Genomic DNA, 17305 nt, shown 5'->3' with positions numbered 1-17305 from the left:
GTAGGCTTGAAAGCATCATATCGAATTGCTTTCTCACGTTTAGTGATAGACGCCACATTAGCAAAAGAAAGCGCTTTCTTTCTGGTGATGAGCCTCATGTTTTGTTCATTCATTGAAATGGATGCTGTGTACATAGTGTTTGCCTGCTATTAATATGGTTATCAAGCAATGAGGAACAAGCGCTTCAATCGTCACTATTCCTCAAAAATTTTCACAAGTTATGAAAGCGCTTTCTAAGAGGTGAGGGTGGATTTCAGACCGATGGCACATGAAAGTGCCGCCATATCAAGTGATAGGATGGGTGTTGTGTAAGATAGAGCTGATCAAACGTAAAAAGTGTTAGCGCACTAAAGAAAGCGCTTACATTAGAGTAACGCAAAGAAAATGATTATTTCGGCTAATTGCTGGGTGATTCTTGCGGCCTAAAAATTGATTAGTAATAGGAAAAGCAACAATGAATTATTCTCTTCCTTTACCTAAGGGAGAGGTGAAAACTAGAAATAGTGTGAATTCAGGTGGGGGTCTGATTTCATTCTCTTTCTAAATGTCAGTGCTAATTAAATAAAAGCAGTGGTTGCTAATTTATTTTCTTGGTATTTAAAAACGGAAAACAATTTATAATAAATCAGGAGCTGATAATGAAATTATCGCAAATTTCACTTGCTTGCCTAATGGCTGGTCTAAGTGCTGTTAGTTCAAACGTGATCGCCGCTGAAAATACACAAGGTTTCGAATTCCATGGTTATTTCCGTGCAGGTGCATTGTATAGTAAGAACGATGATTTTAAACGTTCAAAATTCCCTGCAACAAAAGAGAAGTTAGGTCGTCTAGGTATCGAATCAGATAACCACTTTGAGCTTGCTCTACAAAAGAACTTTGATACTGCAGACGGTCAAGCTATTCGTATCAAGACTCGTGCTGGTGCAGACAACGCGCAGTCTGAGGGTAAAAACCAATTAGGTACCAACGCGGATGCAGCTAACGGTAGCATTGGTTTGGTTGAAACATTCGTTGAATTTGATGGTGTGACAGAAACGGGCACAATGTGGGGTGGTAAGCGTTTCTATGGTAAAGATAATTACATCTTTATGACAGACTTCTTTTATACCGACATGTCTGGTACTGGTGTAGGTGTAGAAGGTATTGAACTTGGTGGCAATAAGTGGGACTTCGCTTATATCGCAAGTGACAACGCAGAAGGTGGTTATTGGGGCGTAGATGACAATAACCCAATGCACTCAGTTCACATCGGTGTAAATTTCGGTTCGTTCGAATTACACGGTATGGGAAAATATCTGCCAGATAACTTTGTCGATGTTGGCGGAACAATGACTGAATTTGCGGATACCGGCTTTGAACTTACTGGTATTTATCACTCAGACACTGTATTTGGCCTATCAGATAAAGGTTTCACAAAATATATTGCTCAAGCAGGTCAAGGTTTAGGTTCTGGTCAGTTATTAGGCGGTACAATTACAACCTATAACGCATGGAAACCTGGTTACGGCGGCGCAGCTGGTCCTGCAAATATGAAGAAAGTGGACTCTGGTGACGTATCAACTCGTGCGTTAATTTGGGGCGGTTACTTCTTTGAAAACGGCGTGAGTATTTTCCACTCAATTCAAGGTCAATATAACGACCTAGAGAAACGTGGTAAAGATTCTTGGGCATCGGCGATGGTACGTCCAACATTCCCAATTTCTAAGAACTGGTCAATTGCAACAGAAGCGGGCTATCAATACGGTGATTGGTCTGACGCAAATGATGTTGGCGGCAGTGCATATGACTACAAACTGACTATCGCACCAACAGTGACAGTAGGTACAGGCTTTGGTCCTGCTCCAGAAATCCGCTTCCTAGCGACATACCTGGATGGTTCAAACCGCGACAAGGCAGACCTACTAGTAGGTATCCAAGCGGATATGTGGTGGTAATGTAAACCACTGCCTATAGAGGGGACGGATATGTGTATCACGGGGAGAGAGCATATCCGTATTTTTCACAATATTCATGATTTATATTGTGTTTATGCTAAAGATAAAGGGTTTTGGTTCTCGCTTTATCAAAGCTAATTTCATCTTGCCACTCTTTTATAGGGTGGCTTTTTTTGTTTGAGCTCTAACTTTCCGACAATATGTCGTGAAAGCGGTTACTTTTTGGTTAGAATAGTTTATTCCATGACGTAGCCATAAGCAGTAAGGAGTGTTGCCATGTTACGACAAACCATTCTCGCGATAGTACTCGCGACCACCTTTGGTTGTGCGAAACAAGATCAAATCGTACCAAGTGGTGATGATGTGCTCGGGTATGAGCAACTTGCCTCGTCTCAAGGGTGCTGCCAATCACTGGCAAGCCTCAATTATCAAAATGTCACAGAGCCTGGTTCGTTGGATGTTTTGCTTACCCCTCAGTCTGCAAAAGTAGCACTAAAGACCGGGCGCAGTTTTGCTCAAGGAATAAAACTGCCCAATGCGCTTGGAAACATCGATCTTACCGTGTACTCAGTGATCGACAAACAAGTGTTGGTGCCCACCGTTCTCATCCTCGATAGCGACCATCAAGTTGTTGATGTAATTGACGACAAAGTCATTCAGCATCGCGAAAGTTCGCTATTGTACAAATCGGGTTTTATTGGTGAGTATTCGGTTCCAAACCGCTATCCTGATGGGAGGGCGCCAAGCTATTTGGTCGTCGTCACCACAGATAAGGCCATGGCGACGAGCTCAGAGCCAATGCCACCAAGTGAGTTTGCTCTGCAATCAGGACAAGTGTCGGCCAGTGATCCGTTTTATTCCACCAACGAGATACCTCACGCCGCCGTCGGACTTGTGACTCTCGAGCTAGATTATCAACCGACAGGGCCACGTCTCGAAACAGAAGCTCAGCAGCAAGAGCGCCAACAAGTTGCGGAGAAGTATGTTGAGGCAGAACCTGAGGGCGTACTTACTGGGGAAAAAGAACAAGCCTTTAATGCCGCTATTGAGCGTGCCGTCGAGAAAGGACAATTTGAGAAAGCATTAAGGCTATCAAAAGAAGCAGAAGCGCTGGGTTCGCAAAGTGCGGAGAAGGCTTTTGTTGAGGCAATGAAGAAGTATTAGACGTAAGTGATAGAGTAGTTTATTTACTACTCTGTCATTACCTTACTTGCTTGTTAGGGTAGGGCAAGGCGTGTTGCTATATAGGGCATAAACAACCGTTTCAGTGCCCGCCGCTTTATAGAGGCAGACATTCGCTCCGCCTTGTCCAGTTGCCACTCCGGCAGGCTCTAATTGTGCGGCATTCGCTGAAAGGGAAAAGCCCAATGCTAGGGCTGCAATAAGTAGTGCTCTCATAACGCAATCCTGAAGTTAAAGATTCAATGAGTCAATTAATGTGATTTAAATCACAACTATCGTACTAAGACTAGCGGCTATCGGCTATTTATCAAGCCTGTGGAACAGGGCTATTTCTCTTTGTATCTGCGGTTAATCCCCCTGTTTTCATCCCCTATAATGTTGCTTTTCCAAGTTAAGTTCTCGCTCTGTCAATCTGTTAGGGAAGTTTTTGCAGGATGACTGTGTGACCTTTGTTCAAAATGTGTTCCAGCTATCAAAATTAGGATTTGTGGCGACAAAATAGCCACCTTCTTCTGCAAACTCGGAAAGTTGGGTATAAACTCTAAGGCTACTATATTCAACGTGGTGCACTAAAAGCGTTATTGTATGCTTGATCTGATTTTATCGACTCAACATGAATCCAGCGAAGAACTACTTGGTCTATCTGAGGTATTCGATGCAGTCGATGCCTACATCTTTATTAAAGATGTGGATGGTCATTATCAGTACGTGAATAAAAAAGTGCTCGATACCTTTGGCGTAACCCTTGAGGGTATTAAGGGCAAAACTGATTGGCATTTATTTAGTTTTCGCACCGCAAAAATGATGCGTCTCAATGATAAGCAAGTCGTCGAGAATCGTAAGCCTAGTCAGCAAAAGATTCCTTTTTCAATTGATGATAGTGAGCTTTATCACCTTACCGTGTCATCGCCTATCGTAAAGAACAATCAAGTATTAGGTGTTATCGGTTTTGCTGTTGATGTGTCAAAAGATATGGCCGAGAGACAGGTGCTGTTGGAAGAAGCAAACACTGATGGGCTAACGGGTTGTTTTAATCGCCGCTACCTACACTTGGCGCTGGAAGAAGAGAAAACCAAATATCGAGAGTTGGGCGTACCGAGCTCTTTACTGATTATTGATGTCGATCGATTTAAGCCGATTAACGACAAGTATGGTCACTCTATTGGCGATCGAGTCTTGGTTGATGTGGTCGAAGTGATCGATCAGTTTACCCGTTCGGAGGATAAACTGTGCCGTTATGGTGGTGATGAGTTCGTGTTGTTGCTACCAGGAAGTCACGTGCATCAAGCGTATGCACTGGCAACTCGATTGTCCCGCAAGATAGATGCGTTGGAGTTTGAAAGCAGCAGTGGAAGTCGATTTAACGTCTCGTGCTCGATCGGTGTTGCCACGCATAGCTCTGATGACAGTAACATTATCGAGCTAGCTGATAAGGCACTCTACAAATCGAAAAAAGGTAATTCAGGCCGAGTACACATGTACTGTCCAGAAACACATAAGATCCAACAAAGTAGTCAATGTGGCGATTAATTCATCGTTTGGCCTCATCACCCTATAGGTTTAACCCAATATTGAAATAACTCCCCCCTCGAACCCTTGAAAACCCTGTCAAATACAGCTATTTATAGATATATACTTAAGAAAATAAGAAAAAAAATACGCTAGCGAAGAAAGGACGCACATTGACGCCCTTTCTTTATTTCGGGGGAAAGGATGACGTTAATAAAACACGCGGTAGTTGTGATGGGAGTTGGGCTGTTTTCATCGGCGGTGATGGCAGCTAATGTGGTTGAGACCACTTCATTGACCGGATTCGGTAGCGCTAAGTATCCAGAAAATTTCAAACACTTTGATTATGTTAACCCTGATGCACCAAAGTACGGCAAAGTTACGTTTGGGCAGATGGGTACTTTCGATAATTTCAACCGTTATGCATCTCGTGGTCAACCTGCCGCTGCGACTGGCGAGTTATACGATCCGTTGATGCTTCCTTCCGGGGATGAGGTCGATGCCTACTACCCACTCATCGCGGAGAAAATCCGTTACTCCGATGATTACTCCTGGCTAGAGATTGATATTAATCCTAAAGCACGTTTTAGTGATGGTGTAGCGATTACTGCCAAAGACGTAGAGTTCACTTTCAACAAATTCATGGCGGAAGGTGTGCCTCAGTACAAGGCGTACTATAAGGACGTAAAAAGCGTTAAAGCCATTGATAAGCTGACAGTAAGAATTGATATGTCGGTTCCCAACAAAGAGAAACTGTTCGGTTTAGCGCAGGGCACCCGAGTTCTACCGGAACACTATTGGAAAGATCGAAACTTCTCCGAGCCCCTCAATGAGCCTCCAGTAGGCAGCAGTGCTTACCAAATTGTCGATTTCAAAATGGGGCAAACCCTGACTTACCAGCTCGACGACAATTACTGGGCGAAAGATCTCTCGGTTAATGTTGGCCGAAACAACTTTAAGACGATTCAATATGACTATTACCGTGATGACACGGTAATGCTAGAAGCATTCAAAGCGGGTGAGTTTGATTTTAGGCAAGAGTCGAGTGCTAAGTTTTGGGCTAGCTCTTACACGGGCAGTAATTTTGACCGTGGCTATATTAAGAAAGAAGAAATTGAACACCACAAGCCTATGAGCACTCAAGGGTTTGTATTCAACACCGAGCGACCAGTATTTAGTGATTCGAAAGTCCGTGAGGCGTTGAGTTATGCCATGGACTTTGAGTGGATGAATCGCAACATGTTCTATAACCAGTACACGCGAACACGTAGCTATTTCCAAAATACGGATTACGAGGCGAAAGGGTTACCTTCGTCGGAAGAGCTAGAAGTACTGGATAAGTTTAAAGATAAAATTCCAGCGCGTGTATTTACTGACGAATATAATCCTCCTGTAACGGATGGTTCTGGCCGTATTCGCCCACAAATGCGCAAAGCGTTTGCCCTGCTCAAAGAAGCGGGTTGGGAGCTTAAAAATAAGGTGATGACCAATGTTGAAACGGGGGAGCCACTGAGTTTTGAGCTTCTGATCTACAACCCGACCACAGAGCGTATCGCGATACCTGTTCAAAAGAACATGCGTGCTATGGGTATCGATATGCGCATACGTACGGTTGACACCACTCAATACCTAAAACGCTGGCGTGACCGTGATTATGACATGGTTTCTTCTAGCTACTCGGCACATCGCTATCCAAGTTCAAACCTAAAAATTGTTTGGAACTCGAATTTTATCGACTCCACCTATAACCAAGCTGGCGTTAAAGACCCAGTTATTGACGCACTCACCGATATGATTGCAGACAGCCAAGACGATCCGGAAAGATTAAAGGTTCTCGGACGGTCATTAGATCGAGTGCTGCAATGGAATTATTACATCATTCCTCAGTGGCACATCAAAAAGTACCGTGTCGCGACTTGGGATAAGTTTGAGCGTCCGGATGTTCTGCCTACTTATGATTTGGGTATAGATACTTGGTGGATTTCAGAGCAGAAGGCACAAATGCTTCCTGAAAAACGTCGATAAGAGGATTGCATGGCGGCCTATATTTTCCGACGCTTGTTGTTGGTGATACCAACACTGTGGGCGATCATAACCATTAATTTTTTCATCATTCAGATCGCCCCTGGCGGGCCTGTCGAACAAGCTTTAGCTCAGATGCAAGGCTTGGATTCTGGCATCATGGAACGATTTAGTGGTGGTGGTACAGAGGTAGAGCTTGATGCGGGGCAGGGTGATGTCGCCACAGGCTACAAGGGTTCACGTGGCCTTGACCCTGAAGTCGTAGAAGCGATTAAGGTTCAGTTTGGTTTCGATAAACCGCTTCACGAACGCTACTTTGATATGCTGAAAAATTACGCCATGTTTAACTTTGGCGATAGCTTGTTCCGCGGTGGTAATGTGATTGATTTGATCAAAGAGCGGCTACCCGTCTCGATATCGCTTGGTCTGTGGAGCACGCTCATTATCTACTTGATCTCCATACCTCTTGGGATCTTGAAGGCGATTCATCATGGATCTCGGTTTGATATATGGTCGAGTGCCGTGGTGATTGTCGGTTACGCCATTCCCGGCTTTTTGTTCGCCATCATTCTTATTATCTTTTTCGCTAGTGGTAACTATTTCAGTTGGTTCCCGCTGCGTGGCCTAGTATCAAGCAACTTTGACCAGTTAACCTGGTATCAGCAAATCGTCGATTACTTCTGGCATTTAACGCTACCCATCCTTGCAATGGTGATTGGTGGTTTTGCGACGCTTAGTATGCTGACTAAGAACTCATTCCTAGATGAAATCAACAAGCAATATGTGGTGACAGCACGTGCGAAAGGTCTGGATGAAAGCAGCATCCTCTATAAGCACGTGTTCCGCAATGCCATGTTGATTATTATTGCCGGCTTCCCTGGGGCTTTTATTAGCATCTTCTTTACTGGTTCAATGCTGATTGAGGTGATGTTCTCGTTAGAGGGCATTGGTCTGCTTGGTTTTGAATCGACGATTCAGCGTGACTATCCAGTGGTGTTTAGCTCCTTGTACATTATGACGTTATTGGGTCTGATTTTGAGCATTATTTCTGACTTAACTTATACGTGGGTCGATCCTCGTATCGATTTCGAGGCGCGATAAATGGCAATGAATCCCCTTACAAAAGCGCGTTGGCAGCGATTTAAAGCCAATAAACGTGGTTACTGGTCTACATGGATTTTCATGTTGCTGTTTATTCTCAGTCTTTTTGCTGAGTTTATTGCCAATGATAAACCGCTGTTGGTGGAGTATGACAATCAATGGTATTACCCGATATTTGAGCAATACGCCGAAACCGAGTTTGGTGGTGAATTTGAAACCGAAGCTGACTATACCGATCCGTATGTCATTGAGCTAATTGAAGAGAAAGGTTATTTGATTTGGCCATTGATCCGCTTTAGCTACGATACCATCAACTACGACATTGTTGCCTCAGTACCATCTGCACCAGATAATGTGAACTGGTTGGGGACCGACGACAAAGGCCGTGATGTACTGGCGCGAGTGATTTACGGTTTTCGTATTTCGGTATTGTTTGGTTTTATTTTAACCATTGTTTCCAGCGTGATTGGCGCTGGCGTTGGTGCCACGCAAGGGTACTACGGTGGCTGGGTTGACCTATTTGGGCAGCGATTTATTGAAGTGTGGTCGGGTATGCCGACGCTGTTCTTGCTTATCATCTTATCCAGCTTCGTGGAGCCCAACTTTTGGTGGCTACTTGGTATTATGGTGCTCTTTAGTTGGATGAGCTTAGTCGGCGTGGTGCGTGCCGAGTTTTTACGCTGTAGAAACTTTGATTATGTGAGAGCGGCTCATGCCATGGGGGTCGACGATAAGCGCATTATGCTGCGACATATGTTACCCAATGCGATGGTGGCTTCATTAACTATGATGCCGTTCATTCTTTCTGGCTCGGTAACCACACTTACCTCGCTCGACTTTTTAGGATTTGGTTTGCCTGCGGGCTCTCCGTCATTGGGTGAGCTGCTAGCGCAAGGCAAGGCTAACCTGCAGGCGCCTTGGCTTGGCTTATCCGCATTTGCTGTGTTATCTATGATGCTGACTTTACTGGTTTTTGCTGGCGAAGCGGTGCGCGATGCATTCGACCCACATCAACAAGGCTAGGAGAGGATGATGACTAAAGACGATCCAAAACACGTGCTCTCGATTGATAGTTTGTCGGTTGGCTTTGGCAGAGGCAAAAATGTTGAACAAGTGACCTTCGATGTCTCACTGGATATCCGAAAAGGAGAGACGCTGGCATTGGTAGGTGAAAGTGGTTCTGGTAAGTCAGTTACCGCCAATTCCATACTTAAACTATTGCCAAAGGGCTCCAGCCATTACTTGAACGGTCATATTAAGTTCGATGATATCGATATGTTGAACTGCTCTGAGCGACAGCTTCGTGGCATTCGTGGTGGTCGCATTGGTATGATTTTCCAAGAGCCGATGGTGTCGCTTAATCCGCTTCACAAAGTGGGTAGGCAGTTGGTAGAAACCCTATCGATTCACCGAGGTATGCGCACCAATAAAGCGGAACAACACGCGATTAGTTGGCTCAAGAAAGTTGGTATTCGCAACCCGGAGCAGAAGGTTACCGCTTATCCGCATGAGCTGTCTGGTGGAGAACGTCAGCGTGTGATGATCGCTATGGCACTTATCAATGAGCCAGAGCTTCTTATCGCAGATGAACCAACCACGGCGCTTGATGTTTCGGTTCAGGCACAAATTCTTGACTTGCTTAAAGAGCTCCAAGAAGAGATGGGCATGGCTATGCTCTTCATCACCCATGACTTGAGTATAGTAAGGCGTATTGCTGATCGCGTAGCGGTAATGCAGCAAGGTAGATTAGTAGAGGTCGGTGAGTGTCAGCAGGTGTTCAATGAGCCTTCTCACCCTTACACTCAGAAGCTTATTAATTCAGATCCACGCGGTTTACCGGTTGAAGTCAGCACTAGCGCAAAACCATTACTGTCAGTAGAAAATCTCAAGGTATGGTTCCCAATTAAGGGGGGACTGTTTAAGCGGGTTCTCGACCACGTGAAAGCTGTGACCAACATGAACTTTGAGTTACGGCAAGGGCATTCAATTGGTCTGGTAGGGGAGAGTGGCTCAGGCAAATCGACCACTGGAATGGCAATACTCAAGTTGGTTCAAAGTGAAGGGCTGATTGAGTTTGATGGGCAAGACATTCAAACTTTGGACAGAAAAGGAATGCTGCCATATCGAAGCCGAATGCAGGTGGTGTTTCAAGACCCGTTCTCTGCGCTTAACCCACGAATGTCAGTAGCACAAGTCATTGGTGAGGGGCTTCGTGTTCACTTTGAGCATGATGAGCAAACATTGGATTCTATGATTTGCGATGTGATGCGTGAAGTCGATTTAGATCCAGAAACGCGCCATCGTTATCCAAATGAGTTTTCCGGCGGTCAGCGTCAACGAATTGCAATAGCGAGGGCGTTGATCTTAAAGCCTGAGTTTATTCTGCTCGATGAACCAACCTCATCACTGGATCGCACAGTTCAGGCTCAGGTGCTGGATTTGCTTAAAGCACTTCAGGTAAAGCACGGGCTCACTTATCTATTTATTAGTCATGACTTGAATGTGGTTAAGTCGCTGTGCCATTACACCATAGTGATGAAAGACGGCCAGATTGTTGAACAAGGCAATACTCAGCAACTGTTTGCTAGGCCAGAACAAGATTACACCAAAACTCTGGTCTCGCTGTCTGCATTTTAGCCGCGCCAGCGCGGCTAGTTCAATAAATAGCCGCGGTTTTATATTTTTAATTGAAAGCGCTTTCTTTTTGGTGATGGTTCGCTAGTTTTAGAAAAAGGAATTTTTATCGCTGTATACAAGGTGTCTGAATTGTAGTGAACTAGTTAATACGGGCTGCAAGAGTCAAATAGGCAGCAAAATGATACAAAACTTATTGATTTTACCATCAAAGCTAACGCGCGTTTTTTTAGTTTCGAAAGTAAGCGCTTTCAAAGTGGGTGGGCAGTTTGGTCAGTGAGTTGAGTAATCAGTTTTAATCGGTTTAGGCATACTCGTATTCAAGGAGTAGTGATGCGAATGGAAAAGCGAACAGCAAATTTCACCCCAACAGTACTGGGCTCAGTAATCTCAATCGCTCTGCTGTCTGGCTGCGCTAGTACAGACAAAGAGAAGGAAGCGGATACAGGGCTCGTCCAAACCAAAGCACCCGTTATGCTTACCAATGCTCCAGTAGAAGTGAGTGGTGATTGGCAGTTGGTATGGGAGGATCAGTTTGAAGGTGACAGCATCAGCAAACGAAACTGGAGTTTGGAGCAAAACTGCTGGGGGGGTGGCAATAATGAGCAGCAGTGCTACACCAACCGAAGTAAGAACGCTTTTGTCCAAGATGGTATGCTGCACATTGTAGCGCACAAAGAGCGCTACACGGGACCTGATAATCCAGAAGGAAAAGCGGGTCCGGAAAAAACGCTGCCTTACACCTCGGCGAGGCTTCGTACTAAAGACAAGCGCGACCAAAAATACGGTCGTTTTGAAATTCGCGCCAAACTGCCTATAGGTCAAGGTACATGGCCGGCAATTTGGATGCTTCCAACCGAAAATAAATACGGGACGTGGGCGGCATCTGGTGAAATTGACATTATGGAGGCCGTGAACCTAAAGACTCAATCCGATGCCCCGAATGCACAATCAGGCGATGAAGAAAACCGCATTTATGGCAGCCTCCACTATGGTAAGAAGTGGCCAGACAATGTGTACAGTGGCCAAGGTGCGACGTTGCCAGAGGGCGTTAATCCAGCTGATGGATTCCATACTTACGCCATTGAGTGGGAAGAAGGCGAAATCCGCTGGTACGTTGATAATCTGCACTACGCCACGCAGACTCAAGATGGCTGGTATAGCCAGTATGAAAAAGAGAAAGGCCTATTGGTCAATGCAAAAGGCGCAGCCCCTTTTGATGAGAAGTTCCACTTACTGTTAAATCTGGCGATTGGTGGTTCTTGGTCTGCAAATGCCAATCAACAGGGTGTTGATGATAGTGATTATCCGAAAACCATGCTGGTGGATTATGTCAAAGTATACCGATGTGGCGTCGACCGCTGGAAAGGCAAGGGCTGTTCTAGTCGCTCTGAACTAGCGAAACACGTCGAAGGTCACGAAGCGCCGGCTATCTTGGCGATGGACGATAGCTATGCCGATGGTCCAACGCTGGATATTTTCACGGATACGTTGAATGCAGCACTGGCGTTCGCAAGTTACGATCCGGTGAACCTAGTGGAACATGCAGTCGTTGAAGAAGCGGGACGTCGCTCGGTACTTGAAATCACTAAGCAAAACGGTGCGGGTAACCTCTACTTCCGATCTCCGGTGACTGACATGACAGATTGGAAGAAAAATGGCACCTTAATTTTTGATATCAAAGTAGAACAAGGCTCAGATACTGAGCTACTAATCAAGATGGACAGTGGCTGGCCAAACACGAGTGACTATGTCGTTGCAACGCCAGCGGTAGGCGAATGGGGACAGGTGAAGATAGCCATCGCTGATATTTTAGATAGTGATAACAGCTTCGCGCCTGGCTCCCAGGCGGATGCAAAAGCGGTAAACAACCTCCTAGTCTTTGAACCACAAGGCGCGATGACATTTAAGCTAGACAATATTCGATTCGAAAGATAGTTGAAAGAAGTCTTATTTTAGCTGAATCAAGGGAGCATATTTGTATGCTCCTTTTTTAGTTCTAGAAATTCAAATCCTGTCACCCCCTTGAAAAAGGGGATCTTCCACAGCGTGCACCCTATCTAAATGCAAAATACATATCGTCAATTTTCAGATGTCTATGCGTTATAAGAGATCCTCGATTTCTCGAGGATGACAAGTAGGTAGGATGATGAACCAAGAGAGCGTGTGTTTGGATAACTAGCCTCTAAATATATTGAACAATAAACCGTCGATTAACCTCCCATAAAAGTAAGCGCTTTCTTCTTGGTGATGGTTTTCTTGTTTACGAAAACAACTTTCTTTAACCGCTATACACTCAGAAAATGTTGATTAATACTAGATATACAAGCTTTTCACCAATAGTGAGTTCGCCAAGGTTGGTGAAACTAAAGGAGGCTTTATCAGTGTTTTCTTGTTTCTTGAAAAGAAAGCGCTTACTCAAATAATGCCACTTTTTGAGCTGTTCAATGATGGTGCCTCGCGCCTTCAACAATAAGAAATTCCAATACGCAAGGAAGTTACAATGATTAAAAGCAGTTTGAAACCTCTTGTTCTCGCCACTGCTGCAGCGATGCTCGCGGCTTGTGGTTCAGACTCTACAGATACTACAACGGATGGTGGTAACCAAGGTGGAGACAATGGAGGCGGTAGTGAAATTACTGTTTCTGTTACGCCGGATTATCAAATGGATGTGAAATCTCAAGCTCCAATTGACTTTGGCAATGCGTTCACAGAAACGAACGCTATCAACCCAGATCCAACGTCCATGTCTGTAACAGGCTCGGTACTTAAGACGACGAAAGTAGCCGGGGCAGAAACTTGGGCTGGTAGTACGATTGCAGATAGTACTAGCCTCGAGCTAAGCGCTGAAAGAAGCGTTGTCACTGCATGGGTTTATTCACCAGAGGTCGATGTACCAATTCTACTTAAAGTTGAAAATTCTAACGATGCTACTCAGTTTGCTGAAGTGCTAGTGACAACGACTAAGGCTAATGAATGGGAACAGCTGACTTTTGATTTTGCAGATTTGAACCAAGGCGAGTTGAGCGATGCTATTACCTATAACATGAAGAGTTTGTTTTTCGACTTTGGAAACGTGGGCAGTGACAAAGTGTTTTATTGGGACAATATTCGCCTTGAAGGGGATGGCCTAGCAGAGCAACCGATGCCAGATAGCTACCCTGTATCTGATACGGGTCAGCCACTATTAGGTAACCCTCAGTATCAAGCAATCTCTTATGGCGCATGGCGTAGCGACACTCGTGCATCTGGTGACCTTGTTCCTTCTGTCGCTGATCATGTTGAAGATATGAAAATTCTTAATGCTATGGGCATTAAAGTGGTTCGTACCTATAACACTCAAGGATTTATTGGCACTGATGGCAATAGCAACACTGAGAACTTGTTAGCTGCAATCCGTCAGCTTAAAGATGAGGCCGCAGGCGATGGCAATACATTTGAAATGTACGTCATGCTCGGTGTTTGGATAGATGCGAACGGCGCTTGGACTGGCGAGGCGATTGATTCGGCAACCGACTCTCCTAATAACGCGTTAGAGCTCGCAAAAGCAAAAGAACTCGCCTTGGCGTACCCCGATATCATTAAAGTGATTGCGGTGGGTAATGAGGCAATGGTCGACTGGGCTTCGTCTTACAAGGTTCACCCTTCAATCATCCTCAATCACGTGAATGACCTACAAAGCTGGAAGCTTGAAAGCAGTGACACCGAAGACCTTTGGGTTACGACATCAGACAACTGGGCAGTATGGGCTGGCATAGATCCCAATGGCAACTACGGTGACCAAGCAGATCTAAAAGCGCTAATACAAGCGGTGGACTATGTATCGCTGCACACATATGCACACCATGACACTTTCTATCATCCAGAGTTTAAAGAAGATTGGAAGGTAGCTGAAGAAGATCAGACATTAACTAAAGAGCAGCAAATTGCCATCTCAATGCAAAAAGCCCATCAGCATTCGCTAGAGCAGTACGCGGCCGCGCAGCAGTTTATTAATAGCGTTGATCCTAGCAAGCCAATTCATATAGGTGAGACAGGTTGGTCGACTAACTCTAACGACGGCTACGGCGAGGGTGGCACACAAGCAGCTGATGAGTACAAACAAAAGATGTTCCATGACGATATGCGTGATTTCGCTAACAACGAAGGCGTATCTCTGTTCTTCTTCCAAGCGTTTGACGAGCCATGGAAAGGTGGTGACAACCCAGGTCACTCAGAGAAAAGCTTCGGCCTTATCGATATCGATTGTAATGTTAAGTACGTTGCTTGGGACAAAGTCGATACACTCAATGCGCTTGGGCTGACACGTGACTGCAATGGCTTTACTGCGAGTTACGGTGGCATCTACGCATCACTTTTGGACGATGTTTTACCACCACCGTTTGCTCCAGTTGAACAGCCTCCAGTGGAGGGTGAATTCAAAGTCCTTGGTGCTGGTCTATTTAGTGGTGCAGGAGCGTTTGCTTGGGAAGATACAGCTTGGGCTGGTGTTGACGAAGAAGGCGTGCTAACCGTGGCTACCTCACCTAGCTCTGCAAAAGATTGGGGATGGGGAGCTCACATTGGTGACGACAGCCGCCGTGATTTTTCCGCGGTTAAGACACTCAAATTTGAAATCCGTGGCTTTACTGAGGGTGGTAAGGCACTCGCTGAATTTGGGTTTGGTGTTGGTTTCCAATCCGATACTGGCGGTGAGTGGTCAACCAATCACACGATTCGCTTTAATGAAGGTGAACGTCAGCTAACGACCGAGTGGCAATCATTTGAAGTCGATATCAGTGAGTTCTCTAGTGATCCAAACTTAAGCCAAGTCACCCAGCCGTTTATCGTTAACGGTACCACTAAAGTAGGTCTGACTGATGCCGATATTCAGGTTCGCAATATCTCTTGGTTTGAATAATTGCCCAGGTATGAGTAACTCTCATCAGAAGCAATAACATGAGTCTTACTTCAATTAACGTTAGAACATAACTATCGATAGGCGATGGCAATAATGCCTTCGCCACTTTCAATAATCTCTAAGTTCAATTCTGCTTCGACCGTCGTGTCGCTAGTGGTTTTTGTGCTGCCTGAAATACAGGAGCAAAGAAATGGTTAACAACAGGCTCTACTGCCTTGGTTTGATGTTGGGTGCTTTAGTTGCTGGTGTTATCGCCCCTAAAGCGCACGCCGGTTGGGAGGTTCATTGGATTGATACCTTTGAGGGAGAAGGTGTCAATTGGGATAACTGGACGGCGCAAACACAAGCAAACTACAACAATGAAGTGCAGTGTTACACCGACGATGATGTTAGCGAGTCGCGTAACTATGACGTATCTGATGGTACTTTGAAAATTATCGCCAGAAAGCAAACCAACCAATGTATGACGTTGGGAGGGCAAACCAAAACTTGGACATCAGGTCGGCTTAATAGCAAAGACAAACGAGAGTTTTTGTACGGTCGGATTGAAGCTCGTATTCGCTTTCACGATTTGGAGGGCGGGACATGGCCAGCTTTTTGGATGCTAGAAAATAGAATCGCGGAGCAGCCGGTAAAAGGTGACAACGACAATGTTGGTTGGCCAAACTCCGGTGCCAGCGAAATTGATGTTTGGGAGTGGTTTTCCAATCAGCCACAAAGCTATATCACCAACTTTTTCAATACTGCGGGGTGCGGTGCTGAATATCGCCACCCATACACGAATGGTGCGCAAGATGTCCTGGACTGGCATCGTTATGCCATTGAATGGGATCGCGACTCAATTGCTTTTTTCATCGATGACCAAGAAGTCATTCGCCACGACGTGAGCCAGTGTCCACGCTACAAAGAACCTATGTTTGTTCTACTTAATGTCGCCATGGGAGGTATGTTAGGTGGGCAAATTGACCCTAATTTGCAACTTGCCACTATGGAAGTGGACTACATCGCCCATTGTCAGCTAGCAGAGTCTAGTGACTATGAACACTGTGATGAAACTACCCCACGCATCGACCCAAATATTGAGATTCCAGAATTACCAACAGCGCCAGCTATTGCCGAAGAAAACGGTGGATCTGCGTCGATGTTGTCGTTATTCGCTTTGTTAACCCTAGCCTCAATCAAAAAATACAAGTCGAGAGCACGAAGGTAAGTCGGTTGCTGCTTACCACTTCTCAAAAGGGCAAGTAGTCAATAGCTCAAATGCTGACTGCATTTGGCCTTAATAACTTTTGATTATCGGAAATTTAGGTTAAACCCAAACTCAAATGTACCTTCTGTCGTTCTTGGCTCTCCCGGACGGACGCGGTGTTGGCCATATCGGTATTTTACATATGGCTCTACATATTTTGGCTTAAAGGTCAGGGTAAAGTCGGCATGAAAAATACTGGGCTCCAAATGTGTTTCGGACATAATACGGTCGTGGTTGAGCGCATAGCTGTAGGTTAGCCAAGTCACTGGGGTGTAGCTTGCTCCCAAGCTTGCTTTCCATTCGCGGTGTGTGCTGAAATTTGGACTCAAAATAGGGAAGTCATCACTCTGAAAGACATTTTTTCGCCACTCATAGGATGTTGAAGCGAAGACTAAAACATTGTGGCTAAGCATACGACCGGCGAAAGCGCCAAGGTTGTAGATGTCGACCAAGTCCGCTCTGCCATATGTAGCGAAGGCTTCTGTATAGGTTTCGCCTAACAACATACCGTAGCCGGCACCTAGCTCAAGGTAGCCCGTTGAATCAACTTCAAACCCTAGATTGATTTCTTCTGTCGCTTGAACCGTACCGGAAAGAGTTCCAACCCAAGTGTCTGCCACTTTTGAGGTTTGAAAGCTCATGGTTGGTTCGTAGTAGGACAATTCATGGTGACTGGCCAACGTAGAAAAAGGCAACAACGCCATCGCGGTAGCAATGTATCTCTTCATATTTCTTTCGCTCAAAATAAAAGGAGCCGAATAAATCCGGCTCCTT

Annotated in this window: 12 protein-coding genes; 10 read left to right on the top strand and 2 right to left on the bottom strand. The window is 45.2% G+C overall.

What is annotated here, in order from left to right:
* The first annotated feature begins 638 nt into the window (after positions 1–638).
* Positions 639–1934: a carbohydrate porin gene (locus ACVA6Q_RS06035; RefSeq protein WP_446646871.1), complete on the top strand. Its 1296-nt coding sequence runs from the start codon at positions 639–641 to the stop codon at positions 1932–1934.
* 276 nt (positions 1935–2210) lie between these two features.
* Complete coding sequence (locus ACVA6Q_RS06030; RefSeq protein WP_446646870.1) at positions 2211–3098, top strand: MalM family protein; 888 nt, start codon at positions 2211–2213, stop codon at positions 3096–3098.
* A gap of 42 nt (positions 3099–3140) precedes the next feature.
* On the opposite strand, the gene ACVA6Q_RS06025 is transcribed toward ACVA6Q_RS06030, so the two are convergent.
* A complete protein-coding gene (locus ACVA6Q_RS06025) occupies positions 3141–3332 on the bottom strand; it encodes a hypothetical protein (RefSeq protein ID WP_353499078.1) in 192 nt (63 codons plus the stop codon).
* Positions 3333–3701: 369 nt separating this feature from the next.
* Here ACVA6Q_RS06025 and ACVA6Q_RS06020 point away from each other — a divergent pair, with 369 nt between their 5' ends.
* The 8 genes from ACVA6Q_RS06020 to ACVA6Q_RS05985 all read left to right on the top strand — a co-directional run bounded on the left by ACVA6Q_RS06020 (position 3702) and on the right by ACVA6Q_RS05985 (position 16492).
* Complete coding sequence (locus tag ACVA6Q_RS06020; RefSeq protein ID WP_446646869.1) at positions 3702–4646, top strand: sensor domain-containing diguanylate cyclase; 945 nt, start codon at positions 3702–3704, stop codon at positions 4644–4646.
* A gap of 213 nt (positions 4647–4859) precedes the next feature.
* On the top strand, positions 4860–6650 hold the full coding sequence (locus tag ACVA6Q_RS06015) for an extracellular solute-binding protein (RefSeq protein WP_446647193.1): 1791 nt from the start codon (positions 4860–4862) through the stop codon (positions 6648–6650).
* Between the two features lie 9 nt (positions 6651–6659).
* Positions 6660–7748 (top strand): microcin C ABC transporter permease YejB, encoded by a 1089-nt coding sequence (locus tag ACVA6Q_RS06010; protein ID WP_418642429.1) that lies wholly within the window; start codon positions 6660–6662, stop codon positions 7746–7748.
* Entirely contained in the window at positions 7749–8771 is a 1023-nt protein-coding gene (locus ACVA6Q_RS06005) for an ABC transporter permease (protein WP_353499082.1), read from the top strand.
* Positions 8772–8780: 9 nt separating this feature from the next.
* The gene (locus ACVA6Q_RS06000; protein ID WP_418642428.1) at positions 8781–10385 is read left to right on the top strand and encodes an ABC transporter ATP-binding protein; all 1605 of its coding nucleotides are present in this window, start codon (positions 8781–8783) and stop codon (positions 10383–10385) included.
* Positions 10386–10721: 336 nt separating this feature from the next.
* Complete coding sequence (locus ACVA6Q_RS05995) at positions 10722–12320, top strand: glycoside hydrolase family 16 protein (protein WP_446647192.1); 1599 nt, start codon at positions 10722–10724, stop codon at positions 12318–12320.
* 565 nt (positions 12321–12885) lie between these two features.
* Positions 12886–15282: a hypothetical protein gene (locus tag ACVA6Q_RS05990; protein WP_446646868.1), complete on the top strand. Its 2397-nt coding sequence runs from the start codon at positions 12886–12888 to the stop codon at positions 15280–15282.
* A gap of 190 nt (positions 15283–15472) precedes the next feature.
* A complete protein-coding gene (locus ACVA6Q_RS05985) occupies positions 15473–16492 on the top strand; it encodes a glycoside hydrolase family 16 protein (protein ID WP_446646867.1) in 1020 nt (339 codons plus the stop codon).
* Positions 16493–16575: 83 nt separating this feature from the next.
* Here the strand turns inward: ACVA6Q_RS05985 and ACVA6Q_RS05980 are convergent, their stop codons facing one another.
* Positions 16576–17259: a hypothetical protein gene (locus tag ACVA6Q_RS05980; protein WP_353499086.1), complete on the bottom strand. Its 684-nt coding sequence runs from the start codon at positions 17257–17259 to the stop codon at positions 16576–16578.
* Between the last annotated feature and the right edge of the window lie 46 nt (positions 17260–17305).

Source organism: Vibrio sp. DNB22_10_4 (assembly GCF_052879755.1).
This window is presented reverse-complemented; position numbering and strand designations above follow the sequence as displayed.